At 49.1% G+C, this 26,459-nt stretch carries 23 protein-coding genes; 17 read left to right on the plus strand and 6 right to left on the minus strand.

Annotated elements, in window-relative coordinates; all coding sequences use genetic code 11:
• Positions 1 to 2: 2 nt before the first annotated feature.
• The 5 genes from RFF05_RS16310 to RFF05_RS16330 all read right to left on the minus strand — a co-directional run bounded on the left by RFF05_RS16310 (position 3) and on the right by RFF05_RS16330 (position 5,321).
• A complete protein-coding gene (locus tag RFF05_RS16310; RefSeq protein ID WP_409968069.1) occupies positions 3 to 1,187 on the minus strand; it encodes a type II secretion system F family protein in 1,185 nt (394 codons plus the stop codon).
• Between the two features lie 15 nt (positions 1,188 to 1,202).
• Entirely contained in the window at positions 1,203 to 1,976 is a 774-nt protein-coding gene (locus RFF05_RS16315) for a prepilin peptidase (RefSeq protein ID WP_409968070.1), read from the minus strand.
• A gap of 181 nt (positions 1,977 to 2,157) precedes the next feature.
• Positions 2,158 to 2,493: a type IV pilin protein gene (locus tag RFF05_RS16320; protein ID WP_409968071.1), complete on the minus strand. Its 336-nt coding sequence runs from the start codon at positions 2,491 to 2,493 to the stop codon at positions 2,158 to 2,160.
• 34 nt (positions 2,494 to 2,527) lie between these two features.
• Positions 2,528 to 3,586: a type IV pilus twitching motility protein PilT gene (locus tag RFF05_RS16325; RefSeq protein WP_409968072.1), complete on the minus strand. Its 1,059-nt coding sequence runs from the start codon at positions 3,584 to 3,586 to the stop codon at positions 2,528 to 2,530.
• 64 nt (positions 3,587 to 3,650) lie between these two features.
• Complete coding sequence (locus tag RFF05_RS16330) at positions 3,651 to 5,321, minus strand: GspE/PulE family protein (RefSeq protein WP_409968073.1); 1,671 nt, start codon at positions 5,319 to 5,321, stop codon at positions 3,651 to 3,653.
• 270 nt (positions 5,322 to 5,591) lie between these two features.
• Here RFF05_RS16330 and RFF05_RS16335 point away from each other — a divergent pair, with 270 nt between their 5' ends.
• The 8 genes from RFF05_RS16335 (at position 5,592) to srtB (ending at position 11,420) form a co-directional block, all read left to right on the plus strand.
• Complete coding sequence (locus RFF05_RS16335) at positions 5,592 to 6,566, plus strand: type II secretion system F family protein (protein ID WP_409968074.1); 975 nt, start codon at positions 5,592 to 5,594, stop codon at positions 6,564 to 6,566.
• A gap of 4 nt (positions 6,567 to 6,570) precedes the next feature.
• The gene (locus RFF05_RS16340) at positions 6,571 to 6,903 is read left to right on the plus strand and encodes a hypothetical protein (protein WP_409968075.1); all 333 of its coding nucleotides are present in this window, start codon (positions 6,571 to 6,573) and stop codon (positions 6,901 to 6,903) included.
• Positions 6,900 to 7,385, plus strand: coding sequence for a DUF4860 domain-containing protein (locus tag RFF05_RS16345; protein ID WP_409968076.1), 486 nt, complete (start codon positions 6,900 to 6,902; stop codon positions 7,383 to 7,385). Before RFF05_RS16340 ends, RFF05_RS16345 begins: the two co-directional genes overlap by 4 nt.
• Positions 7,382 to 7,795 (plus strand): hypothetical protein, encoded by a 414-nt coding sequence (locus RFF05_RS16350; protein WP_409968077.1) that lies wholly within the window; start codon positions 7,382 to 7,384, stop codon positions 7,793 to 7,795. Before RFF05_RS16345 ends, RFF05_RS16350 begins: the two co-directional genes overlap by 4 nt.
• Entirely contained in the window at positions 7,788 to 8,213 is a 426-nt protein-coding gene (locus tag RFF05_RS16355) for a hypothetical protein (protein WP_409968078.1), read from the plus strand. The genes RFF05_RS16350 and RFF05_RS16355 overlap by 8 nt, the downstream gene beginning before the upstream one ends.
• 19 nt (positions 8,214 to 8,232) lie before the next feature.
• Positions 8,233 to 9,282, plus strand: coding sequence for a type IV pilus twitching motility protein PilT (locus RFF05_RS16360; protein WP_409968079.1), 1,050 nt, complete (start codon positions 8,233 to 8,235; stop codon positions 9,280 to 9,282).
• 123 nt (positions 9,283 to 9,405) lie between these two features.
• Positions 9,406 to 10,572 (plus strand): transglutaminase-like domain-containing protein, encoded by a 1,167-nt coding sequence (locus RFF05_RS16365; protein WP_409968080.1) that lies wholly within the window; start codon positions 9,406 to 9,408, stop codon positions 10,570 to 10,572.
• 5 nt (positions 10,573 to 10,577) lie between these two features.
• Positions 10,578 to 11,420, plus strand: a complete 843-nt coding sequence (srtB, locus tag RFF05_RS16370) for a class B sortase (RefSeq protein ID WP_409968081.1) — start codon at positions 10,578 to 10,580, stop codon at positions 11,418 to 11,420.
• 175 nt (positions 11,421 to 11,595) lie between these two features.
• Here the strand turns inward: srtB and RFF05_RS16375 are convergent, their stop codons facing one another.
• Positions 11,596 to 12,801 (minus strand): BTAD domain-containing putative transcriptional regulator, encoded by a 1,206-nt coding sequence (locus RFF05_RS16375; RefSeq protein ID WP_409968082.1) that lies wholly within the window; start codon positions 12,799 to 12,801, stop codon positions 11,596 to 11,598.
• 318 nt (positions 12,802 to 13,119) lie between these two features.
• Here RFF05_RS16375 and RFF05_RS16380 point away from each other — a divergent pair, with 318 nt between their 5' ends.
• The 9 genes from RFF05_RS16380 to RFF05_RS16420 all read left to right on the plus strand — a co-directional run bounded on the left by RFF05_RS16380 (position 13,120) and on the right by RFF05_RS16420 (position 26,406).
• Positions 13,120 to 13,542 carry a hypothetical protein gene (locus tag RFF05_RS16380; RefSeq protein ID WP_409968083.1) on the plus strand — a complete coding sequence of 141 codons (423 nt, stop codon included), beginning with the start codon at positions 13,120 to 13,122 and terminating at the stop codon, positions 13,540 to 13,542.
• 133 nt (positions 13,543 to 13,675) lie between these two features.
• Entirely contained in the window at positions 13,676 to 19,090 is a 5,415-nt protein-coding gene (locus RFF05_RS16385) for a hypothetical protein (protein WP_409968084.1), read from the plus strand.
• A gap of 142 nt (positions 19,091 to 19,232) precedes the next feature.
• On the plus strand, positions 19,233 to 21,638 hold the full coding sequence (locus tag RFF05_RS16390) for a diguanylate cyclase domain-containing protein (protein WP_409968085.1): 2,406 nt from the start codon (positions 19,233 to 19,235) through the stop codon (positions 21,636 to 21,638).
• Between the two features lie 126 nt (positions 21,639 to 21,764).
• Positions 21,765 to 21,971 carry a DUF362 domain-containing protein gene (locus tag RFF05_RS16395; protein ID WP_409968086.1) on the plus strand — a complete coding sequence of 69 codons (207 nt, stop codon included), beginning with the start codon at positions 21,765 to 21,767 and terminating at the stop codon, positions 21,969 to 21,971.
• Positions 21,961 to 22,527, plus strand: coding sequence for a 4Fe-4S binding protein (locus RFF05_RS16400; RefSeq protein WP_409968087.1), 567 nt, complete (start codon positions 21,961 to 21,963; stop codon positions 22,525 to 22,527). Before RFF05_RS16395 ends, RFF05_RS16400 begins: the two co-directional genes overlap by 11 nt.
• 4 nt (positions 22,528 to 22,531) lie before the next feature.
• Complete coding sequence (locus tag RFF05_RS16405; RefSeq protein WP_409968088.1) at positions 22,532 to 22,807, plus strand: ArsR/SmtB family transcription factor; 276 nt, start codon at positions 22,532 to 22,534, stop codon at positions 22,805 to 22,807.
• Positions 22,808 to 23,056: 249 nt separating this feature from the next.
• Entirely contained in the window at positions 23,057 to 24,031 is a 975-nt protein-coding gene (locus RFF05_RS16410; RefSeq protein WP_409970133.1) for a cytosine permease, read from the plus strand.
• 12 nt (positions 24,032 to 24,043) lie between these two features.
• On the plus strand, positions 24,044 to 25,135 hold the full coding sequence (locus RFF05_RS16415) for a DUF917 domain-containing protein (protein WP_409968089.1): 1,092 nt from the start codon (positions 24,044 to 24,046) through the stop codon (positions 25,133 to 25,135).
• Between the two features lie 11 nt (positions 25,136 to 25,146).
• Positions 25,147 to 26,406 carry a Sapep family Mn(2+)-dependent dipeptidase gene (locus tag RFF05_RS16420; RefSeq protein ID WP_409968090.1) on the plus strand — a complete coding sequence of 420 codons (1,260 nt, stop codon included), beginning with the start codon at positions 25,147 to 25,149 and terminating at the stop codon, positions 26,404 to 26,406.
• Positions 26,407 to 26,459: the final 53 nt, after the last annotated feature.

Genomic DNA, 26,459 nt, shown 5'->3' on the forward strand with positions numbered 1-26,459 from the left:
ACTTAAAAGGCGGTGTACATCTGCATCATCGGTAGCATAATGGCCACGATGACAGTGCCGATAACAAGTCCCATTATGATAATCATGATTGGTTCCAAATAAGAGATAATGCGGTCAATGGCGGCGGAGGCTTCGTAATCATATTCCTCAGAGATGGCATTGAGCATTTGGTCTAGGCGCCCTGTTTCCTCCCCGATATAGATAGAGGAAACCAACTTGCTATCCACCCCATCTGCCCCGTCTACAGAACGGGAGAGCGGTTGGCCACTGCGAATTTTTTGTGCCACTTCACCAAATTGGGCTTCAATGTATTTGTTGCCAATGGTTTTGGCACTCATTTCCACAGCGTCTAGCATGGACACGCCACTGCTGTACAAAGAGCTCATGGTACGTGCAAAGCGAGAGGTGTAAATGATAATCAGCAACCGCCCAATTTTAGGCATGGTGATTTTCATGTGGTCAAAGGCCATGCGGCGCATATGGATGAAATACAACACCAAGCAAACCAGTGCCGCCACACCGATGGCACAGATGGGCCAGTAGGACAGTATAAATTGGCTGATGCCGAAGATAATCACGGTGAGCAAGCTAAGCTCTGCACCAGAATTTTCAATCAAGGTGAACATTTGGGGCAGCACCAAGGTGAACAGCCCGATGGTGATGGCCACGGTGATAAACGCCAGTACAGAGGGATAGGCCGTGGCATTGCGGATTTTCACGTTCACGTGGTGTTCGTGCTCGTAATAGGTGGCCATTTTAATGGCAACTTCGTCCAATTGACCGTTGGCTTCCCCAGATTTGAACATATTAATCAGCAATTCAGGGAAGGGGCCGTTGGATTGTTCCATGGCGGCGGTGATGGTGTTGCCTTGGGAAATCAAGGCGTGGAGTTGGTTATATACCCCCAGCAACGAGCGCTTGCTAGTGCGGTCGCGGAGAATTTCCACCGCCTTGATGATGGTGATACCAGCAGACTGCATGGTGCCGATTTGGCGGCAGAAATCTGCCAGCTCCATGGTTTTCAAGCGGTATAAATCTGCCTTTTTCGCCCCCACTTCGCGGACAGTCAGTGCAAAAATATCTTGCTCTCTGAGCTTGGTGTAGCAATCGTTGGGGGAGGTGGCAGAGATGGTGCCTTTGACGGCTTTGTTATCCAGCCGTTTTCCCTTGTATGAATAGTTTGGCATTACAGAACTCCTTGTTTAAGAAAATAAGCCTAGGTACCATGTGATGCAGGTGGTGCCCACAAATTGGGCAGCGAGCACACCCAGTGCTAAAAATGGGCCAAAGCACAGTTGGCTTTTTATGCCTACTTTTTGTTGGCGCAACAGCCACATGGCAAAAAAACCACCCAAAACCACAGCCACAAACATGGCAAACAGAGTGTTTTGGTACCCTAAAATCAACCCACAGGCGGCCATGAGCTTGATGTCACCACCGCCGAAGGCATTGGCAATGGCCATGGTCAACAGGAGCATAGGCACACTGACCACCAAAAACCCGATGCCACGAGAAACCAATGTGGGTGGGTCTTGGCAGAGGGCAAAGGGAATGCTTAACACCCCAAGGCACACCACTAAGCTGTCGGGGATTTCCATGGTGTCCATGTCGATGACAGCCACCACCAACAGCAACGCCCCCAACGCAAACACACACAGCGCTAACGGTGTGAGCCCATAGACAAACACTGCCAGCAAGGCCAATCCACCGCCAACGGCTTCAATCACGGGATAGCGCAGGGGGATGGAAGCGCCACAATGGTGACATTTTCTCCGTAAAAACCAGTAGCTCAACAGGGGAATTAGGTGTTGATTTTTAATTTGGGTGTGGCAGTTGGGACAAAATGAGCGCCCTTTTACCATGTCAATGCCCAGAGGCAGACGATAGATAACCACGTTGGCAAAGCTGCCGATGGATGCGCCCATGGCAAAGACAATGCCATAGACAATGCCATAGACCAATAGGTGATAAGGCATAGATGTCTCCTTATAAAAGACCAGCAGGGGAATGAGTAATCAGTAATCAGTAAAGGTGAATCGTGAAAAAATAAAGTGCAAAAACGATTGCGCCATACTTCTTTCACGGGTCCTGTTCCCGTTTACTTGCCATGTAGTTCTTAACCAAATGGCCTTGCTCAATCCCCTGTGAGGTGGCTTTTTAATCTACGGTGGGATAGGTATAACCATCTACAGTGACAGAGGTGATGGCATCGGTATCAGAGGTGACCACGATGGAAACAGAGGCATCCAAACCTGCTTGTGTAGCAAGGTCGGTATAGTCAGGGGTTTCACCGCTGACAGATGCTTCAATGAATTCCATTTGTGCCAGCAAGAACACGTTGCGTGCTTCTGACTCATTTTTTGCGTCGGTGGCATCGTTTAAAATGCCAGAGAAAGTGGGGATGGCAATCATGGCCAGCACTGCCAAAATGGCAATGACCACAATCAATTCCACCAGCGTGAAGCCTTTTTTGTTTTTCAGAACCTTTTTCATAGAAACATATCTCCTTTTTGCTTATGCAATATATTTAACCGCCGAGAAAGCGTAGTAATTCTGCTTTGTTGGGGGAGTGAGCCAAGGCGGTTTCGGTAGAGACCTTGCCATTGGACACCAGTCGTGCTAAATCGTAGTTCATGGAGCACATCCCATCGCTGAGGCCAGTTTGCAACAGTGAGGGAATTTGGAAGCATTTGTTTTCACGGATGAGGTTTGCCACGGCGTCGGTGCCAAGGAGCACTTCAAAAGCGCCACAGCGGCCTGTGCCACCGAAGGTGGGCAACAGCTGTTGGGTCACAACGCCGCGGAGCACTGTGGATAGTTGGGAGCGGACTTGCTCTTTGCCACCAGCAGGGAACACATCGATGATGCGGTCGATGGTGTTGGCGGCACCAGTGGTGTGGAGGGTGGAGAGGACTAAATGCCCTGTCTCAGCGGCAGTGATGGCGGCGGAGACTGTTTCGAAGTCTCGCATTTCCCCCACCAGAATCACATCTGGGTCTTCCCGTAAAGCACTGCGCAAGGCGGTGGCGAAATCGCTGACATCCTTGCCTACTTCCCGTTGGTGAATGATGGCATTGTTGTGGGTATGTAGATATTCAATGGGGTCTTCCATGGTGATGATGTGGCAGCTGCGATTGGCGTTGATGTAGTCAATCATGGACGCCAAGGTGGTGGATTTACCACTGCCGGTTGGCCCAGTCACCAGCACCAAACCGCTGGGTAGTTCTGCCAGAGAACGGATGGCGGATGGCAGTTGGAGCTGTTCAAAGCTAGGGATGACAGTGTTTAAAATGCGGATGGCGGCGCAGAGATGTCCTTGCTGGTGATACACGTTGACCCGTTGGCGCTCCAGAAAGGGTGTGGCGTAGCAAAAGTCGATGTCTTGTCCCTGCGATAGGGCGGTGCGTTGGGCATCGGTGAGCAGACTGTCAATCACTGTGTCGCTGTCAGTGCTCGCTAAATCGTAACCAATATCATACCCAATGAAGATACTGCCGTTTCTGCGAAACACAGGGGGTAGGCCATGGGTGAGATGAATGTCAGAGCATCCGTTGCTACGGGCGTATTGGATAATCCCATTAATCATGATATGTCTCCTTTTTAAGGGTTGCGCTTAAAACCAGAGTGTGCCACGGTTTTGAGAGGTACCCTTATATGATGAGGGCGGCGTTTTTCTCGTATTCTTCCATGCTGGTGACACCAGAGAGTACCAATTCGGCAATGTTGTCGGCAATGGTTTTGGTGTCGCCCTTGTCATGAACATAGCTGTAAATGTCGCCAGAGGGGGCATTGTCTGCCACCATGGAGCGGATGGCTCTGTCCATTTCCACGATTTCGTGGACGGCGATACGGCCCTTGTATCCAGATTGACCACAGGCGTTACAGCCTTTGCCTCGCACCAAAGTGGTGGCAGAGGGCAAAATGGCACGTTCACGGTCGGTGGCCTGATAAGTTTCTTTGCAGATGGGGCAAACTTTTTTTACCAGACGTTGCGCCACAACACCCACCAGAGAGTTGGCTACCAGATAGCTGGGCACCCCCATGTCCTTCAAACGGACAATAGAGCTGATGGCATCGTTGGTGTGTAAGGTGGAGAGCACCAAGTGACCGGTGATGGCGGCGCTAACGGCGATTTGTGCCGATTCGCTGTCACGGGTTTCCCCTAACAAGATGACGTCAGGGTCTTGACGGAGCAAGGCGCGCAAGCCGTTTTGGAAGGTGAAACCAGCCTTGGGGTTGACCTGTGTTTGGTTCACCCGAGGGAGAGAGCGTTCAACAGGGTCTTCGATGGTGCTGACGTTGATGGGATGCTTGGCAAGCTCTTCCACAATCATGTACAGCGTGGTGGTTTTACCGCTACCCGTGGGGCCGGTGATGTAAATCATGCCATAGGGATTTTTCAGGATTTTGGCAATTTTTTCATAGTTTTGGGGGCTCATGCCATAGTGCTCGGCATTGTCCAAGGCCACTTCACGGGAGAGGAAGCGAAGCACCAGCTTCTCCCCGAAGGGAGTGGGGATGGTGGACACACGGATGCCCACAGGTTTTTTCTCGATTAAGAGCTTGAAGTTGCCATCTTGGGGGATACGGCGCTCGGCAATGTCAAGGTCGGCAAGGATTTTGATACGGGTGGTCATAGAGGCAGACAGACCCTTTTCCAAATCCATGTAATCTAACAATTGGCCATCCACACGCAAGCGCACTTGGAAGTGGCGCTCGAAGGGCTCAAAGTGGATGTCGGAAGCCCCTTCTAAGTAGCCTTTTATCACAATGGAGTTGACCAAATTGACAATGGGCGCGTGCTCATCGCTGACGGAGAAATCTTCTACCACAGCGTCGATGGTGGTGAAACTACCGCTGGCCACATCGGCCACGCTACGGGTTTCCACTTCGGAGTATGAGCGGTTGATGGCATCTAAAATGGCGGCGCGTTCGCAGATGAGCAATTCACATTGCTTATCAAAAAAGGACTTTAAATCTTCAATGGCATAAAAGTCCAATGGGTCATTGACCACCAGTGTGACAACAGAATCTGTGGCGGAAATGGCAATCATGCAGTATTTCTGGCACAGGATTTTGGGAATGGTGGACATGACAGCAAGGTCAATGTTGTATTGGGTGATATCGATGACGGGCAAAGACAATCGTTCGCCAAGGGCGATTAAAAGTTGGTGTTCGGTGATGAGTTTTTGTTCACGCAAAATTTCACCAATGCGTTTAGAATTGCCAGATGCTTGCTCGGCAAGGGCGGCGGAAAGCTGGGCGTAGGTGATGAAACCGTGGCTAATCATGACATCACCAATGTGCTGATTGGTTTTCATATGGTCACCTCTTTGACGTGGAAATAAAGTAAAATTTTAAATAATATACTTTATTTATTATACTCCTTCGGTTGTGAGAATTCAAGGACAAACTTATTAAATTGCGAGTTAAAATTTAATCGATGGAATCGGCGGCGTTTAGGCAAAAATATATTTGCCTTTTTATGTTTTTTGCACTATACTGTAAATTGAGTAATATTACGATTGATAAAGGGGATTGTGACAATGAAAGCAAATACGATGAACGCAGGATATTTATCTTCCTTTTGTATGGAACTTTACTTGATTTTGCAAGCAGGCATTCCCCTGTCTGAAGGAATGGAAATTTTATTAGAAGGGGAACATGACAGTCAAGCCAAGGCTGTGCTTACATCTGCTTGTGAGGCGTTAGAAGAAGGCTGTAGCCTAAAGGACGCACTGGCCAAAGACTTCCCTCAATACATGGTGGATATGATTGGCGTGGGGGAGGAAACGGGCAATTTAGACCGTGGGCTCAAAGGCCTTTCCCAGTATTATAGTCGCCAAGAACAACTGCGCAGTAGCGTGCGCCGTGCTGTGGTGTATCCTGCGGTGCTGTTGACCATGCTGTGCGTGGTGTTGGTGATTCTCATAGTGGAAGTATTCCCCATGTTCAACGATGTTTACGGTCAATTGGGGGGCAGTATGACAGGGCTGGCGGCTTTGGTTTTGCAATTTGGCATCTGGCTCAAAGCCCAATGGCTGGTGGCTTTGGTTGTTGTGTTGGGGTTGGTGGCTGTTGTTGGCTATGGCTTGCACAAGGGGCAAAGCAGTGGTCAGCGCGTGCTGTTTTCTAAAAAATTAGGTCTGTCGGTGGCCACGTCTAAGGTGGCATCGGCACTGGCGATGGCGCTACATAGTGGGCTGGATTTGGATATGGCTGTGGAAATGGCCCAAACATTAACCCAGCATCCAGCGTTGCACCAAAAACTAGGCCGTTGCCGTGCACAAATGGAGCAAGGGGAATCGTTTGCTCTTGTGATGAGCCAAGAAGGTGTTTTTTCCAGTTTGCATTGTCGGATGCTGGGCGTAGGCGTGAAAACTGGTGCCACGGATGACGTGATGGAAGAAATTGCCCTGCGATGCGACCAAAGCGCCCAAGATGCCATGGAACAGCACATTGCCAGCGTAGAACCCACCTTGGTGGTGGTGATGTCGCTCTTAGTGGGTGTTGTGTTGTTGTCGGTGATGTTGCCGTTGGCCAGCATCATGTCTTCTTTAGGGTGAGTCTATGGGAAGACGCAAATGGGGTGGCACAGTGGCCACGTTTTTCAAAGAAAATCTACTCTCTGGGCTGGTGTTTGTGGCTGTGGTGGGGAGTTTGCTCTATGGGTTGGAAACCACCAAGGAAAGCAGTGCCCAAGAGCGCTTGCGTATTTTAGATGAAAGCATCACACGGGCGATTGTCAGCTGTTATGCCATTGAAGGGCTATACCCTGAAAGCTTGGCCTATCTGGAACAATACTACGGCTTGCACATCGATGAGAGCAACTACTATGTAGAATATTCTATTTTTGCCTCTAATGTGATGCCTGTGGTGACGATTATCGAGGTGGACGCATGAAACGAGGACATTCTTTAGATACCGTGATGACCTTGGTGCTCTTTAGCGTATTCACTGGGGCGATGTTGCTGGTGCTGATGTTGGGCGTGAAAAGCTATCAAGGGATTTCCACCTCTGTGGAGCAGAGCTACCAAGAGCGGACTTGCCTCCAGTATATTGCCACCAAAGTGTCCCATTATAGCGGTACAGAGGCGGTCAGTGTCACAGAGTTTGGCGATGGCTCAGCGCTGGTGCTCCAAGAATCTTTTGATGGAGATTTGTACAATACTTATTTATATGAATATAATGGTATGGCCATGGAATTATTCTGCGCCAGCGATGTAGACTTAGGGCCAGAGGCTGGCTTTGTGATTATGTCGGTGGAGAATTTGCAAGTTGAGGCTGTGACCCAGACTTTGGTGCAGATTTCTTGCACCGGTAGCAACGGTGGCATAGCCACTCAATTTATCCAAGTCCATGGTGGAGAGGGGGGCGGCTTATGAGGAAGATAGGCGCTTCCAAAAGCGGATTGTTTTTGATGGAATTGCTGATGGTGATTGTACTGTTTGCTGTCTGTTCTGCCATTTGTTTGCAAATGTTCGCCTATGCCAGCCTAACGGCAAAAAATGCAGAGAATTTAAGCTATGGCGCTATGATGGCTGACAGCTGTGGCGCTTGCTACCAAGCCACCCATGGGGATTTACAGCAGATGGCGAGTCTGCTTGCAGGGTCTGTTCAAGAGGAGCGCGTGGTTGTGTGCTATGATGCAGACTGGAACACTGTGACCCAAGATGGATGCTATCAGCTCACCTGTACCCCTGACGGCAACACGGCCACCATTGCTGTTGTAGAGGGTGAAGATTTGATTTACACCTTGCACGTTCAAGTGACGGGAGGTGGCGACTATGAATAAATCCACAACCAAAGGCATGAACGTGGGCAGTGCGTCTCTGGTGCTGGTGTTTTCGGTGCTCTGCTTGACCATTTTTGCGGTGATGTCTGTGGTGACGGCGCAAAACGCGTGGACATTGGCAGAAAAATCCGCCCAGTCCATTACCGATTACTATGCCGCTGACACTGTGGCGGTAGATATTTTTGACACTGTGGTGGCCACTTATGATGGGGGCTTTGTTTTGCCAGAAGATTGCTCTGCCACGGTGGAAGAAATTGACGGCCAGACGTATTTAAATTATTATGTACCCATTGACGACCGTCAAGCCCTGTGGGTACAGGTATATGCAACACAAACCGCTGTGGAAGTGAGCCACTGGCAAGTGGAAGAGACGGTGGTTTGGACTGCCGACCAATCGTTGAACGTTTGGGGCGGCTGAGGAACAAGGAGGAGCTTGTATGGAACAATTATTGACCAAGGCGGTGGAATTGGGGGGCGCAGATATTTTTCTGGTGCCCGGTGCCAAAGCCATGTGCCAAGTGGGGGGGCAGTTGATGCCCTTGGGGGAGCAGATGCTGATGCCAGAGGACACCCAGCACTTGATTGCCCAGCTGTATGACTTGGCAGGCCGTGATATGACCCATGTGAAGGTGGCAGGGGATGATGATTTCTCCTTTGCGGTGAAAGGATTGTCGCGTTTTCGGGTCAACACGTATAAACAGCGTAGCTCTCTGGCCAGCGTCATTCGGGTTATTCAATTTGGGATCCCTGATTACCAAACCTTGCACATCCCAGAAACAGTGATGGCGGTTGCCAATTACACCAAAGGATTGGTGCTGGTGACAGGACCTGCTGGCAGTGGTAAATCCACCACACTGGCCTGTCTCATCGACCAGATTAACACCAATCGCTCAGGCCATATCATCACCTTGGAAGACCCCATTGAATACCTCCATCGAAACAAAAAAAGCATTGTCAGTCAGCGTGAAGTGGGGTTGGACACCGCCAATTATGTCACCGCCTTGCGCGCCTGCTTACGGCAAGCCCCTGATGTGATTTTGGTGGGTGAAATGCGTGACCACGAAACCATTCAAACGGCGCTGACCGCCGCGGAAACAGGCCACTTGGTCATTTCTACCTTGCACACCGTGGGAGCCGCCAACACCATCGACCGCATCATCGACGCCTTCCCCTCTGTCCAACAAAAGCAAATCCGCATCCAGTTGGCCATGGTGCTCCAAGGGGTTATCTCTCAGCAACTGGTGCCCACGGTGGACGGCGGCATGACCCCAGCGTTTGAGATTATGTTTTTAAACAATGCCATTAAAAATATGGTGCGTGAGGCCAAGGTACACCAGATTGACTCGGCCATTGGTGCCGCCAGCCAAGCTGGTATGGTGCGCATGGACACCAGTTTAGAACGGCTGGTGAAAGAGGGGCGCATCACCCTAGAAACGGCCCAACGCTTCACCTCTAACCCTGATGCACTGCGAAAATTGGCCAAATAGCAGGATAGAATTGGGAAAAAGATACAAATATTCACCCAAGTGGCAAAAATGTAACTTCGCTGTAACTAAAATAAGGTATGATGAGTATACGTAAGATTATTTTAGAATGAAAGGAGTCTATACATGAATTATATGAAAAGAGTGCAACTGCTGTTGCTTTGTGCCGTTTTGCTCAGCGCATTGGTGGGCTGTAGCCAAGCACAAGAAACTGTTTTAGAACCAAGCACCACTCAAGAAGTGGAAATCACGACCAGTGTTGCCACGGAAGAGGAAGACATCGCACAAGAAACCGTAGAAGTAGCTGTGGAAGAAACCGTGGAAGAAGCCGTAGAAGCAACTGTGGAAGAAACTGTAGAAGCAGCTGTGGAAGAAGAAATCCAAGTGGAAATAGTGGAAGTAGCGCAAGAAGTTGTTGTTGAATCGGAGGAAATGTTAGACATTGACCTCTCTGTGGTGCCTTTGGCTGCAGAACCTGCTGTGTCTACCATTTTGATGCCAGTGGCCAGTGGTACTGTGGTTTACGCCAACACCAAGGCCGCCATCGATGCCTCCAACACCGCTGACGGTTACGTGATGATTCGCTCTGTAGAGAGCACCACCGCCAAGCTGAAGGTGATTGTCTCTGGCCCCAGTGGTACTGCTTACTATTACAATCTGACCAATGACGGTTCCTATGAGGTGTTCCCCCTGTCTGATGGCAGTGGCACCTATCAAATCCAAGTGTGCAAAAACGTCACTGGCACCAGCTATGCTGTGTCTCAAAGTGCCACGGTGAGCGTGTCTTTGGCTGACGAGTTTGCCCCCTTCCTCCTGCCCAACCAATATGTAAACTACACCAGCAACAGCAACGTGGTGTCTGTAGCCGCCCAGTTGGTGGCAGGGAAAACCACTGAAGTGGAGAAAATCCAAGCGGTTTACAACTATGTGGTCTCCAACTTGACCTATGACTCTGCCCGTGCCGCCTCTGTCACCTCTGGCTATTTGCCTGATTTAGACTCTGTGTTGGCTGAGAAAAAAGGCATCTGCTTCGACTATGCCGCTTTGATGACAGCCATGCTCCGTAGCCAAGGCATCCCCTGTAAATTGGTGGTGGGCTATGCTGGCACCTCTTACCACGCATGGATTAACGCTTATAGCACCACAGATGGTTGGATGGACAGCGTGATTTACTTCGACGGCACCACATGGAAGCTGATGGACCCCACCTTCGCCTCTAGCGCCAACTCCAGCGCCTCCATCATGGCTTACATCGGTGACGGCACCAACTATACTGAAAAATACCTCTACTAATCGCCATGAAACACATCCGTAAAATCCTCATTGCCGTCTTGGCGGTGACGGTGGTCATCAGCGGTGGCTATGCCATCAAAACCGCCTTGGACTATCGCCAAGAAGAGGCAGACTACCAAGAAGCCCAAGACACTTTCGTCACCATCGTGACACCCACGGTGGAAACCCCAACCACCACAATCCCACAGGTGGCCCCTGTCACCAATGGGGACATTACCACCGAAGCGGTGGAGGTGGTGGAACCAGAACCCATTGTCTACGACGCTACAGAGCCAGACATTGGGGTGGATTTCCAAAGTCTCATTGCGGTCAATGGGGACATCATTGGTTGGCTGTACTGCCCCGGTATGAACATCAGCTATCCGCTGTTGCAAGGGGAAACCAACCAAACCTATATCAACACCACCTATAAAGGCACCTATTCTGCCGCTGGCAGTATTTTTGCCGATTACCGCATCGAAGGCAACTTTACCGATTTGAACACCGTGCTCTATGGGCACAACATGAAAAGCGACACCATGTTTGGCCAGTTGCAAGACTATCGCCAAGCCAGTTTCGCCGCCTTGCATCCTTATTTCTTCATTTTAACCCCCAATGGGTATTTGCGGTATGAGGTTTGCTATGCCCTGCTCACCGATGCCAGCTCTAGCGTGTATGATTACAATTTCTCCCAAGAAGGCTCCTTTGCCTCCCATATCGCCATGCTAGATAGTCGCACCCTGTACCACACCGCCTATACCGCCACGGAAAACGACACCATCGTCACCTTGTCCACCTGCACAGGGTACACCGAAAGCGAACGCTTTGTGCTGGTAGGCCGACTGGCCGCATGGGTTATCACCGAATGAATTGAATACTATGCAACAAAACGCCCCTATTTGAGCCATCAAATAGGGGCGTTTCTTGCGTTTGTGCCCCCTGTAGGGGCGGATAGTATCCGCCCGTGCAGCAGGCGTTGATGATACACAAAAAGACGGGCGAATTCGCAGTATGTTACGAATTCACCCGTCTTTTCTACATTTTTTACGTTTCCAATGGATCTAGGGGCAAAACTTTGTTTTGCAACGTCACTGGCATTTTGGGGTATTGGCTGCGGAAGGCTGCCACGATACGGTTGACAACCATTTGGGCGTTCTCAAAGTTGGCAGACGGCAACATCATCAAATATTGGGTTACACTATATCGGGTGTAAACGTCGTTACGACGCAAAGATGTACCAATTACTTCCCCCAACCGATCCATGGTCAGGTTGGTTTGCTTCTGGGTCAAGGGTTTGCGGCTGTCGCTGGTGATGGTAATCAGGGCGATGTGAATCACTTCCCCTGTCCGCATGGCACCACGGGCTTCTAGCTGATAAATGTCCTTAAAAAACTCATATTCACAGCAAAAAGCACGACTTTTGGGGTCGAGTTCTTGCAAACCTTCTTTGATGACACCGAAATCAAGCTCCATATTCTTGTCGGTTTTCACCACATCTTTGTACAGGGCGGTCATTTCATCAGAAGGAGAGACCCCAAATTGGGTGAAAAACAAATCGGTGACGTATTTATAATGTTGTAACGCCGCACGCTGGGCGCCAGTGGCCAGCAAGCACTTAATCATGGCAAGGTGCAAGCCTTCGTCGTAAATATCAATGGTGACCGCCTTTTGGCAGATGGCCAATGCTTCGCTGAAACGGCCTGTTTGGGTCAACAATTCAATGGCTTCGTAAACGATTTTAATGTATTGGGTGCGATAATAGGTATTGATGGGCATGACCCAGCTATCCAAGGCGGAGCGTGGGAGAAAATCCCCTTTATAAAGGCGAATGGCCTGTTGCAAAGCCGATAGGCGCTTGTTTGGGTCGTCTTCCTTGGAGGCACGCTTGCAAAGGGCGTCAAACTCTGACACGTCGATGTGACAGGGGATTTCTGGTGCCCAACGATAGGAACCACGGCGATAGGTTACAGCCTTGCGCAGGTCTTCTTCCCCCAGTTGCCCCAGTTGACTGCGCACACGGTGGAGCAGGGTCTTTAAGGTGTTGCTGGGGTCGCCGATGTCGTCTTCTTCAGGCCAGAGCAGCTCGATAAGCTCGTTTTGGGAGATTTCCTTGTCACGGAATGTCACCACATATTCTAATAATGTCCAAACCTTGTGGGAGCGGCTGTTTTGATCCATGATGGTGGTGTCCCCATAGGTCATGGAAAATTCGCCGAACATATTCACCCGTAATACGGTTTGTGAATCCATTTGTTGTCACCTCACTTGTGTGTAGCGATATATGGTATGTATCTTAAATGTAGGAAGAACCAAACAGTTCCCCCATTTTTAAACTATATTACCATTTAAACACAGTATAGCACTCTTGCACAGGGGATGCAAGGGTTTTTTGTATAAAATTCCTTAAACAAGGCACTTTTTACAATACAAGAGAAAAAAGTTTTGCTAGTTACAACTTTTTTCCGTAAAAAATCGCAGATGTAACCTGCACGTAACATTTTTGTTTATACTTAGCATTAAGATAAGGGAAAAACATCCCACATCCTCAAGAAAAGAGAGGTGATCCTTGTGACAGATTTCAACTGTAGGTTCAGCCCACAGGCACAGAAAACCACTGTCGTCCACATTCATTCTTATGAGAATCAAAATTTTGAAGGCGTCTTGCAAAACGGATCCCAAAGCGAGAAGAAAGCCTTTACTAACTTGACCCAAATGCTCTTTATGATTGAGGCCATGCAAGACAGTCTTGCTGGGCCAGCCAAATATATGGAGCCACGCACCTTCACCCAGAGCCAAACGGGGCAAACCCCAGACACACCGCCGCCCAAACCACTGCCAAAGGGTACACCGCTGGCAACGTTCCAAATTCAGCTTCTGTTCCGCCAGAATGCCAGTTGGCAAGGGAACGTAATTTGGGTGGAAAACAAGGTGGAAGCCCAGTTTAGAAGTGTTTTGGAGCTGGTCACATTGATGGACAGTGTGCTCAGTTAAATCAGTTACAAAAGAATTGAAGAAAATTCCAATTAGATTTTCAGATGTAACCTAGCTGTAACAATTCGATGCTATACTAAGCACATAAAGAATAAACAAACAAACTGTTTCGAATATTGAGAGGAGAACCAATATGAAACGTACAATGAGAAGAATCACCGCAATGTTCCTAGCCATCGTCATGGTAGTATCCATGGTAGGCATCACCCCCATCTTCGCCGCTGATGAAGAGACCACTGGTAGCGCATGGCAAATCGACGGCGAAAGCACCCCTAACTATTACACCGTGGATGCAACTACCGAAGGCACCGCCAATGGTTTGGACGTCACCAAAACTGGCGACTATTCCATTACCAAGTATGAAAATGATAATTCCGATGGTCTGTCTGTGTCTATCGCTAAGACCATTGAGCCTAGCACCACCACGGATAACGAATTCGAAATCACTCTAAAAGTGGTCACCACCCAAGATTTTGCAGACCTGACTGTCAGCCCCGATGCTGCTGTGGTTCTGGTGTTCGATAACTCCATGAGCATGGGTTATGATAACGCTGGTGCTCCTCTGTACGTGCCTGATGATGATGGCGAGTATGTGGTCAGCGGTAGCAGTTCTGGTTCTTATACCTCTGCTACCATGCCAGTCGCTTCTGTTTCTGGTGACACTGGGTATTGGTCTAGAACCAATACTGATAGCGGTATTTCTTACGAGTATGGAAGCTATACCTATTACTTCGACCCCGATGGTAAAAGCGGTTACAACCTAAACGATGGCGATGGGATTTACTTCATCCCCGCTGCTGACTATGACGTAAACGCTAACGTTCAAAGATGGTCTTTGTATAAAGGTGCTCGTATGCTTGATGCGCAAGATGCTGCAGTAAAATTTATCGAGTCCTTCGCAGCTAGCAATTACGACTGCTCTCGTTATATCTCTGTCGTTGAATTTGCTCGAAATGCCACAGAAATCGTAGACTGGACTGAAATCGCAAACAACGAAGGAAATCTTGCTTCTGTTGAAGCCAGTATCAACAACATGACCACCTCTGCATACGGCGGCACCAACATTGACGCTGGCTTGACCTTGGCAGAATATCTGGTTACTGATGGCAAAAGCATTTTGCAAAACGCCTCTGGCGAAGACATCTCCGCTATTTACGTTGTCCTTCTCACCGATGGCGCACCTACCTATTATTATGATGGCAGCACTTCTACCATTACCACATCCAATGACTTTAGCTCTACCAAAAGCAGCAATAATGAATCTGGTTCTTCTAGCACAACTACCCACACCCAAACCTATAATGCCGCAACATCCTTGGATAATGTAGCAGATATTTATACCGTGGCTTTTGCTACAACTGGCCAATCTACTGCATTTAATGTCGATGGTAAAACAATGAACATTGGCACTTGGCTTGAAACCTACATCGCTTCCTCTGATGGCGATGACGGCAAGCTTCATATCGACGCTGGCGAAGGCGAAGCCTTAGACATTGCGTTTACCGATATTTACAACTATATCACCAGACTTTCCAGTGCTTGGGAAGTGACTGACCCCATGGGTGATTTCATCAACTTTGAAAAAATCACCACCACCGCTGGCAACAGCACCGACGTATCTGATGGCACCATCACTTGGTATCTGCAAAATAGTAGCCCCAGCAGCCAAAAAAAAGATAGCAATGATTTTGTCACAGAGAGCACCTACACTTTGAGCTATACCATTACTTTGGATACCGAAGACCCTGACTTTGTTGATGGAACGTATTATCTGACCAATGGTCAAACAACTTTGAAATATTTCTTCATGGACGAAAATGATGACATTGAAGACTTAAACATCAGTACCCTCCCCACCGTAGACTTCTTAGTCCCTGCAGTTATGGGTTACGCACCTGAATACACCTTGACTGTGCAACATTTGGATAAGGCTACTGGTGAATCCATCTACACTGATACCGACGAAGATGATGATACCAATAGCGGCACTTACAAACGCTGGACTGGATATACCACCAGCGATAAAGACGAAGAACTGACAAACTATACCTATGTTAGCGCAGAAGCTCCCACCAACGCATCTGGCACCCTGACCGAAGACACCACCGTTACCTACTACTACACCAAGAACGACGATACCTTCACTGAAAACCACTATGTGCAAGTTATCAGCGGCTGGTATTATGATTCTTACAATGATTTGGTTCAAGTTGTGGAAGGCACCGACACTGTTATCAAAGATAACGAAGGCAACGTGACCTATGTGTTGGTTGATACTGACTCTACCACCGACACCATCGGCACTGAAGTTACCGTAGAAACCATCACTGTGAACAACGCTTACTCTTATCAATCTGACAAGACCACTTTGGATGGCGTATTCGATAACTCCTTGACCGCAACCATCGGCACTGACGCAGTCATGAACCTGTTCTATGACTTCACCACCACCCCAGAATTTGACTTCACCGTGGAACACTATGTGCAAGTCGTCAACGGCGTGTATTATGACGGCAAAAATTGGGTGTCCTCTGATGCAGAATATGTCAAAGTTGATACCACTTCTCCTGACCCTTCCGTCACCGTTGGCTCTACCATCACTACCGAAACTTATGCCACCAACGGCGGCTACTACAGCACCTACAGCTATGACCACAGCGATCCTACACCAACCATGACTGTCGACGCATCTGGCATGACCTTGAAGCTGTATTACACCTTGTCTGGTGACAACTCCGCAGAATACACCGTAAACCACTGGGTAGAAATCAACGAAAATGGGTATTATTACAACGCAGCTGGCGTTGCTACCTACGTTGCAAACTGGACAACTGACGCTTCTGGTTCCGTTAAAGTAGAAGATGGTACCTACTATTATGGTATCAGCATTAACAACACTGAATCCACCACCATCGGCACTCTGGTTTCTGCATCTGCATTGGAAACTGGCGTAGACAACTACGAATACGACAGCTCCATTAGCTCCGCATCCGCAACTGTCATGAGCGAAACTGGCACTGTGCTGGACCTGTTCTATGCCCTGAGCAACGAAACCACCTATTCCTACACCATTGAATACTATCTGGAAGTCAACAGTGGCAACTGGTACTACGAACCTGCTGTTAATGACAAAGTGATGGTTCAAGCTGATTCTGATGCTGTTGTCTCCTATGGAACTAGCAGTTACGTGGAATACACCAGTGCATCCCTGACTAGCTCTGTGACTGGCGTTATCTATGGCACTGATGTTGAGGTGTCTAGTTACGAAGCAGCACTGGATGGCTATATCGTGGCAGGCTCTACTCCTGAAGATTTTAAAGTAATTGCAAACGGCAATGTTATCGAAGTCTACTACGCTCCCTCCAGCAGCACCGACGTTACCTACAGCGTGGAATACTACAAACTGGTTGATGGCGAATATGTGGAAGTAACTGGTGATAGCCTATTCGCTGGCGAAGAAGTGGCCTACGGCACAGAAGTTGATTTGCCCACTGGCTATGCAGAGTTCGTTACCAACTACACCTACAACATGGCAACCTTCAACAATGGTACTGATGACGTGACCAGCGGCGATATCGAAATCACCTCCTCCGCCGACACCATCCGCTTGTACTACACCCCCTCCGCTATGGATTACACCGTGGAATACTATCTGCTGAACATCAACACCAGCGAGTACGAATTGCAAGATACCAGAGAAGACTACGGCGTTGAAATCGCCACCGAATATCTGGCTGAAATTGCTGTTACTGACACCCAAAAGGCAGAATATACACCCAATTACACCTTTGTAAAAACAAGCGAAGCCCCCATGACCATCACCGAAGACGGCATGGTTCTGAAACTGTACTACACCCCCACCACCATCACCTACAATGTTGAATACTACAAGCAAATTGATGGCAAATACGTGCGAGATGATGATGCTACTGAAATGGTGCTAGCTATGTACGGCCAATTGGTGACCATGCCTACCGATTATAGCACCAAGTATGACCCCAAATACAGCTACAACCGCTCTACTTTCAACACTGAAGCTGTTGACGGCGCTGGCGCAACTGGCGAAAGCTTCTACGTTACCGATAGCACCGATACCTTAAAGCTGTTCTATACCCCAGCTTCTATGAGCTACGACGTAGCATACTTCCTGTACGATATCATTGAGGAAGCATATCCTGAAACTGCAACTGGTTTTGTCTCTACCAAGAACCCAACCTATTTTGATGAAATCATCTATACTCCTGAATATGCTGTGACTGGTTATACCCTTGATGAAGTGAACACTGCTGCATCTATGGAAATCACTGAAGACAACCAAGTCTTCAACCTGTACTTCTATCCCAACACCATGAACTACACCGTGGCACACTATGTGGAAGTGCAAGAAGGCTTCTTCTTCTACAACGGCGAATATGTTGCTTCTACATTGGCAGACGGCGAATTTGAACTGGTGAAACCCAACGCAGAAACCTACACCGCACTGTTTGGCGCTGATATTGAAGCTATCGTGTATGAAGAAGCATTCGAAAACTACTTCTACAGCGCCAAGACTTTGTTCGACGGCGAAGAAGCACAAGCTGACTTCATCATCGACGCAGAAGCCATGGTTTTGAACCTGTACTACACCGTTGAAGAATCCTTCGACACCTCTGCAAGCTACAACGTAATCCACTATGTGGAAGTGCTCAATGGCTTCTACTATGACAACGGCGTTTGGGTGCCTACCACCGATTCTGGCTATCACCTGATGGATGCTGACTATGCTATCGCCAGCAAGCTGGGCGCAACTCATTACGAAATTGATGAGCAAGGTTCCTTTGAAGGCTACGCATATGTTGAAAACGGCACCTCCATCACCATCGCCAAAGATGGCGACAACACCTTGGAACTGTACTATGACCTGACCGTTTCTATCCCCACTTACGTGTCCTTGACCGTGAACTGGGTCACCACCACTGGTGGTACTCTGGCAACCTCCGCTCAAGTGTTCTTGATGGACGACGACGAAGCTGGCACCGTGGCATTCGGCACTTCCTACGACGTGGTTAACAACTTCATCGGCGGCGCAGAATACGACGAAGACCTGACCCAAAAGTACTTCTCTGGCTATACCTTCAAGTATATGTCCGATGAAACTGCTCTGGAAGGCAACCTGTTCGGCAACGTGGAAATCACCTATGTTTACTCCAAGAACTCTTCCTACACACCTTCCACCCCATCTACTCCCGACGACGATGACGACGATGACGATAATGACGACACCGTCGTGACCGTTCCCGATGAAGATGTGCCTCTGACTGACATTCCTGACGAAGATGTGCCTCTGACCGACATCCCCGATGAAGATGTGCCTCTGACAGACATTCCTGATGAAGACGTGCCTCTGATGGAAATCCCCGAAGAAGACGTGCCTCTGAGCGATATTCCCCAAACTGGCGACAATCGTAACTTGGCTCTGCTGGTCACCTTGGCTGTCTCTTCTGCAACTGGTTTGGCTTGGCTCATCAAGCTGGAACTGGACGAAAAGAAAAAGAAGGCAACCAACTAATCGAAACCCCACCGAACCCCTTCACTATCTGTGAAGGGGTTCGCTTTGTGTTTTGGATACAAAAATGGCAGGGATTGGATATTGCATCGTTGGGGTTGCTATGCTATAATCTAACTGAATACAAACTGGAAGGAGGATGACCATGAACGAATATGATTTGATGGAAGGCATTGCTGCCTCCACCTTTGCTCAAATCAGCCAAGCCAGAGGGCTTTGTGTGCAGGTGTGGTCAAAGGCCTTGCAAATTGTCTACGGCAATCAGTCCACCGCCCAGCTATTCGGTGCAGATTCTCAAGAGCGGTATTTAGAATGTGTGTCCCAGTTGATGCCAGACTATCAGCCAAGTGGTGTTACCAGCGCTATGGGTATTTTGGAGCAGGTACAAACTGCGTTTGCCCAAGGCAACCACCAATTTTATTGGCTCTACTGCAAGCTTGACGGCACGGAGTTGCCCTGTCAGGTGACCTTGGTGCGCCATGAGGAAGACGATGGTTCCCAGTGGGTGGTGGGGTTGATTCGTGACCTAACCGCCACCTTTGAAGGGGAGAAATTAGAGGGTTACGACTATTATTTTAACAATACCTTTTCCAACAGCGATTTGTTGCAAGTGGCTGTAGAATTGACCAACGAGTGGCTTTTTGTGGCAGATTTGCGCACAAAAACCATCCAATATTACGGCAATTTGATTTACCAGCACATGGGGCAATATAAAATAAGTGACGCCATGGGCGACGCCATTGCCTTGGGGTATATTCACCCCGATGATGAGGAAGCTTATTTGCATACTGTGGCGCTGATGCAAGCAGGACTGTCTGAGCCTGTGGAGCTGCGCTATCGCCAGCAAGACGGCACCTATCGCTATTATCGGATGCTCTATCAAATCATCAAAGATAGCCAAGGGCATCCCGTCTATGCCGCTGGGAAGGGCGTAGATATTCACGATGAAATGAATATGAAACTGCAGGTGGAAAAAGACCAGCTGACCAATTGTTACAATAAAATCAGCACAGAATTGAAAATCAACCATCTCTTGGCCCAATATGTAGGTCAAAACCATGTGTTGATGATTTTGGACATCGATGAATTTAAGGCCATCAACGACAATTTGGGTCACTATGTCGGTGACCATGTGTTGCAGGAAATCGCCGCAGGCATCCAAGGCTTGTTCCGCGCTGGGGATGTGATTGGCCGTGTGGGTGGTGACGAATTTATCGTGTTTGTCCCTAACATGGGTGTGGCGTCGGTGCTAGAGCAAAAAGCAAAAGATGTGGTGAAGGTTTGTCAGCGCACCTATCAGGGCATTTATCGCGATTATAGCGTGTCGGCCAGCGTGGGCATTGCCTGTTCTGGAGACGTGGATGGCGACTTTGAAGCGCTATATAAAGCGGCAGATAAGGCGCTGTATCAGTCTAAATCTAAGGGTAAAAACTGCTACACCATTTACAACCAAAGTATGTCAGAAAGTGAATTGCAAGGCATCACCACCATCGACCAAGTCAACCGCTCTATCAGTGCCTTTTTCGACTATGATTTGGTGGCGGCTATGTTTGATATTTTGTATGCCAAAGCCGACCAAGTGGGGATTATCAACCAAGTTCTAGGCTATATTGGTGAGAAATTCGGTGTGGATCGGGTGTATACGTTTGAAACCTTTGATGGTGGCAAAACCTATGACAACACCTTTGAATGGTGCAAAGAGGGGATTCCTACAGAGATTGATTCCTTGCAGGATATGCCCGAAGAGCTGGTCCAAGATTATTTCTGGACGGCACAACACGATTTGATTTACGCCAATAACCTGCAAGAGTCTATGAAAAACAGCGTGGCTTATGAGTTGATGGCACGGCAGGGAATTTTGTCTTTCGCCCATGCGCAAGTGCGTCGGGAGGGATATGTGTCCTTCTTCTTGGGGCTAGACGATTGCTCAACCTATCGTCATTGGAGCGAAAAAGAGCTAAATAGCTTGCGCTATATTGCCAAAATCATGTCCTTGACCATTCAAAATCAACGCACCCAAATGACGATGGATGCCATGCACCAAGAGCGGTTGTTGGAAGAGCAGTTGTATCGCAGTTGTAGCGAATGCTTACTCGGTGTCAAAAATCCACAGCAAGGCATTGACAAGCTGCTGTCTGCGTTTGCCACCTATTATGGGGCAGGACGTAGCTATTTGTTTGTATTTTCCCCAGATGGAGCCACCATCCAGAGCGCCTATGAATGGTGCGCTGAGGGTGTATCCTATGAAACTGACGGCGTGGCCGGCAATTCTGTAGATTTTTTTGCAGAATGGGTGCAGGGGCTTGAAGTGGGAGGCTGTTTATTGCTAGACATCACCCCAGAGACTGCGCATACACCTTTGCGAAAATTGCTGGTGGGCATCGGTGTTTCCGCTGTACTGGTGGTTCCTTTGCGAGGGGAAGATGGGTCTTTGATTGGCTTTGTGGGGGTGGATAACCCGACGCGCCATGGAGAAAATGTAGCGCCTATGGCCTCTGTTTGCGACGTGATTGCCAGCTTTTTGTATCGCAGCAGTTTATTAGAAGATTGAATGTGAAATTCCCATCCCTGCGGAGTCATTACGCCGTTGGGATGGGGATTTTTTCCTTGACAGAGCGCGCGATTTTGTGCTATAGTATATTAGAAAATGCTGATATACTGATGTGGAGGGAGAACCATGGCAAAACGAATGGCAGTTGTAGGTAAACGTTGTGTGGCCTGTGGCACGTGCATCAAGGTATGTCCTTTTGGTGCCATCACCATCCCCACAGGTGTGGGTGCAAGGGTAAATTTAGACAAATGTGTGGGGTGTGGTAAATGTAGCAAGGCCTGCCCAGCGTCTATCATTGCAATTGCCCAGCGGGAGGTGGCGTATGCAGGTTAAACATTGGTATGATTATTTGTGGGTGGTGGAAATCAGCTACTTTGTGTTGGGATTGTTCAACATTTTATTTGCATGGATTGGCATGGTGTTCTTTTTAACGCCCCTTGCCATTTCCTTTATCAAGGGGAACAAGGCCTATTGCAACAAATATTGTGGTCGAGGACAACTGTTTGCCAAGGTTGGCGGTAAGCTCTCACCCAATCGGCCTTTGCCACGGTTTATGACCACGGCGTGGTTCCGCTATGGGTTCCTTGCCTTTTTCATGACCATGTTTTTAACCATGGTGTTGAATACGTATTTAGTGTTCACTGGTGTGCAAGATTTATCACAGGTTATAACCTTACTGTGGACGTGGAAGGTGCCTTGGGGATATCCCGATGTATCTATGGTGCGTCCATGGATCGCCCAATATGCCTATGGATTTTATAGCGTGATGGTCACATCTACCATTTTGGGCATGGTGACCATGGCGCTGAGTAAACCAAGAGGGTTTTGCGTGTATTGCCCCATGGGTACCATGACCCAAGGGATTTGTAAATTAAAGCATAAGGAGTGATTCCGTGGAAGAAAAAGCAAGAGAAGTGGCGGCACTGTTGAAGGTGTTATCCAATGAAAATCGACTCCTCATTTTGTGCAGTTTGCTACAGCGGCCTATGAGCGTGGGGGAGTTGGTGGAGGCTTTGCCCATTAGCCAATCGGGCATCTCCCAGCATTTGTCGCTGATGAAATCCAGCGGTATGCTAGACTATGAGAAAAAAGGGCAAACCATCACCTATCGCATCAAAGACCAGCGGATTTTGGCTGTGATGCAAGTGCTCAAAGAAACGTATTGCTAATTACCGTTCAATAAAGCGCCTTGAGAAGACGAGAAAAATCGTTTTCTCAAGGTGTTTTTATTTGAAACCGATGGAAATCACATCCAACGTATGATATACTACCTTAAGGTGAGAAAGAAACTAGAAATTTTGGGAGGAAGTTATCGTGAGTCAAGAAACACAAACAAGCAATTCTGAGGTCAATGCCCTCAAAGCCATCCCCGTGGATGAGCGGATGAGCTGGCTGTCAACTTAATCGGTTGGTTCGGCATTAACAATGCGGTCTGTGGCGAAGCCTTTGCCAACGTCTTGGAAAGCTCTCTGGGCATGGTCGTCCCTGTGTCCATCTGTAGCATCATCTGGGGCATCATCATGCTGACCACCGCTGTGTTTGGCATGGCGGCCATTGAAAAGCTAGACAAAATTTCCATCCCCATGCTGATGGCCATTATGATGCTGGGGACTTACTTGGTCATCAAGCAATTTGGCTTTGGTGGCATGGGTAGCGCCATCGACCCCGATTATGCCATGAGTTTCAGCGCTGGTGTTGGCCTCAGCTTCAACTTCTACGCTGTGGGCGCCATTGCCCCTTGCGATTTTACACGGTTCCAAAAAACCCGTAGTGACGTGTGGAAGTCCACCGTTTGGGGTGTGCTCCCCATGGGTATCATCACCTTGGTACTGGGCATCGTTATGACCAAAATCGCCAACGATTACGACATTTCCATGGTGCTGATTAACGTGGGAATCCCTGTGTTGGGCGTGGCTTCTATGATTTTGTCCACTTGGACAACCAATGCCACCAACGCTTACACTGGCGCATTGGACACCGTGATGATTTTCAACTTGCCTGACAACAAACGCCGTGAAGTCACCCTTGTTGTGGGGATTATCGGTACTATTTTGGGCGCGTTCGGCATCCTGTACTACATCGAAGGGGTGCTGAGTATGCTGGCTTGCATCGCCTGCCCCATCGGTGGGGTCATGCTGGCTGACTACTTCATCATCGGCAAAGGCAAAGCCGAAAACTGGCACGCTGTCAAGGGTTTCAACTGGGCAGGCGTGATTGCTTGGCTGGTGGGTGCCGTGGTGGCGTACTACCTGTACATCGAATATTCTGGCATCGTCATCGGCATGGTGGTGTATCTGATTTTGGAACGCTTCATGCCTGCTCCTTCTCGTGGCAACGGTGTGGCCAGTGACCGCATTGTGGCTGAACTGGAAGACAGCGTTATTCGTAGTTAAGGGAGTAATCTTATGAAAATTTTAACCAAACAAAACATAGTAGACCTGCTCTATGGGTGCACTGTGCTGGGCACTGGCGGCGGCGGTGGACTGGAAGAAGGTCTTGAAATGATGGAAGAAGACTTCCAAGCAGGCCGTGAATTGCAACTGGTAGACGTGACGGAAATCCCTGACGATGCCTATATCGCCACCCCCTACGGGTGCGGTGCCCCCACCCCAGAAGGCGGTGTGGAACTGGCAGAAAAGTACAAGCGTTTGCCTCAAATCCAAGGCAGTCCCACTATTTTGGCTTTTGAAAAGTTGCAACAATACATGGGTAAACAATTCTTCGCCGTGTCCTCCACCGAACTGGGTGGGTTGAACACTGCCGAAGCCTTGCACATCGCCTGCCTACTGGGCATCCCTCTGGCTGATGCTGACCCTGCAGGACGGTCTGTGCCAGAACTGCAACACTCCACCTACTATATTAAAAAGGTGCCCATCGCCCCCATGGGTCTTGCCACCCAATTTGGCGACGTGTCCATTTTGGCAGAGGTGTACGACGACTTGCGTGCCGAGGAATTGGTGCGAGCCATGGCTGTTGCCAGCAACGACTTGGTGGGTGTGGTTGACCATCCCACCACTGGGAAGATTTATCGTGAGTCCGTCATCGTAGGCGCCATCAGCTATGCCCAACGTGTGGGTGAACTGCTCCGCCATGCCCGTGAAAACGGCGAAAGCGCCCCCCATTTGATTGCCAACAGCGAAGGGGGCAAAGTCCTCTTTGAAGGCACTGTCACCGCCACCCCTTGGGAGACTGTGGACGGCTTCAACATCGGTGAACTCCACCTTAAAAACGACACTGGCGACACCTATCGCATCTGGTATAAAAACGAGAATCTCATCTCTTACAAAAACGACGTCATCGACGTGACCTGCCCTGACCTCATCTGCGTCTTCGACAAAGATGGCACCCCTGTCACCAACCCAGATGCCAAGGTGGGCATGGACGTGACGGTGATTGCCCTGCCTGCCCCAGCCATTTGGCAAACCCCAGAAGGCTTGGACTGCTTTGGCCCCAGAAGCTTCGGGTTTGATGTGGATTACACACCGTTTGTGGTGTGATGGGTGATGATATGGACAATCAACAATTCATCAACCACTTAAAATCCCTCATCGCCATCCCCAGCGTCAGCACCGACCCAGAGGGCGACTACCCCTTTGGGAAAGCCCCCTATGAGGCACTTCAATACGTATTAAATCTGTGCAAATCTTATGGATTTACCACCAAACAGTGCGGAAACCATTGCGGTTGGGCGGAAATTGGACAAGGTACAGAGATTTTCGGTATTTTAGTCCATTTGGATGTGGTGCCAGCAGGGGAGGGGTGGGATACCGACCCCTTCACCCTTGTGGAAAAGGATGGGAAGCTCTTTGGCCGTGGGGTCATTGACGACAAAGGCCCTGCCATCGCGGTCATCCATGCCATGAAAGACAGCGTAGATAAGAAAATTCCCTTGAACAAGCGTGTGCGTATCATTTTTGGAACCTCTGAAGAAACAGGGGATGAAGCCGACTTGGCACTTTACAAGCAGACGGAAGAATTGCCCACCATGGGGTTCACGCCAGATGCCGATTTTCCTGTGGTCTATTTGGAAAAGGGCATCGGCGAAGTGGAGTTGTCCATGGATTTGACTGCCTCGGGTTTATCGTGGGCGGAGGGCGGCAATGCGTCTAATATGGTGCCAGACAGTTGTACCTTGACCTACGAAAAGGGCGGTGACGTTGTCACCGTCACCGCCACTGGCAAGTCTGCCCACGGCAGTATGCCATGGTTGGGTGAAAACGCCATCGGCAAAGCCATGGCACAGCTACCCAGCACGGTGCCCATTGCCCAGTTTTACAATAAAGTCATTGCTATGACCATCGACGGTGCAGGCTTGGGCTGTCACTTTGCTGACGAAGCCAGTGGTGGCACCACGGTGAACGTGGGCATGATTGCGGTGGTGGAGGGTCGTGTGGTCATCACACTGGATATCCGCTGTGCCATTTCCGCAACGGCAGAGCTGTTGGAACAAGCCATTCAAACCACGGTGACCCCCTATGGCATGAATGCCGAGCTGACCTTTTGGAGCAATCCAGTCTATATGGATAAGGAAAGTCCCTTTGTGAAAAGCTTGATGCAGGTCTATCAGTCTGTCACTGGTGTAGACATGAATCCGCTGATCATGGGTGGTGGCACCTATGCCCGCTCTATGGACAATATTGTGGCCTTTGGCCCTGTGTTCCCTGGGCGAGAATGCACCGAGCATCAGGCCAACGAGTATATGTATCTTTCTGATTTGATGCAGGCCAAGGAGATTTATTACCAAGCCATTGGCAAGTTGTGCCAATAAAACCCCTTTTTGGATAACTGAAAACGGCACTGAGCTTACGCTCGGTGCCGTTT

Origin of the sequence: Bengtsoniella intestinalis, from assembly GCF_039719005.1 — a bacterium.
Classification (GTDB): Bacteria; Bacillota; Clostridia; order Oscillospirales; family Oscillospiraceae; genus Oscillibacter; species Oscillibacter intestinalis.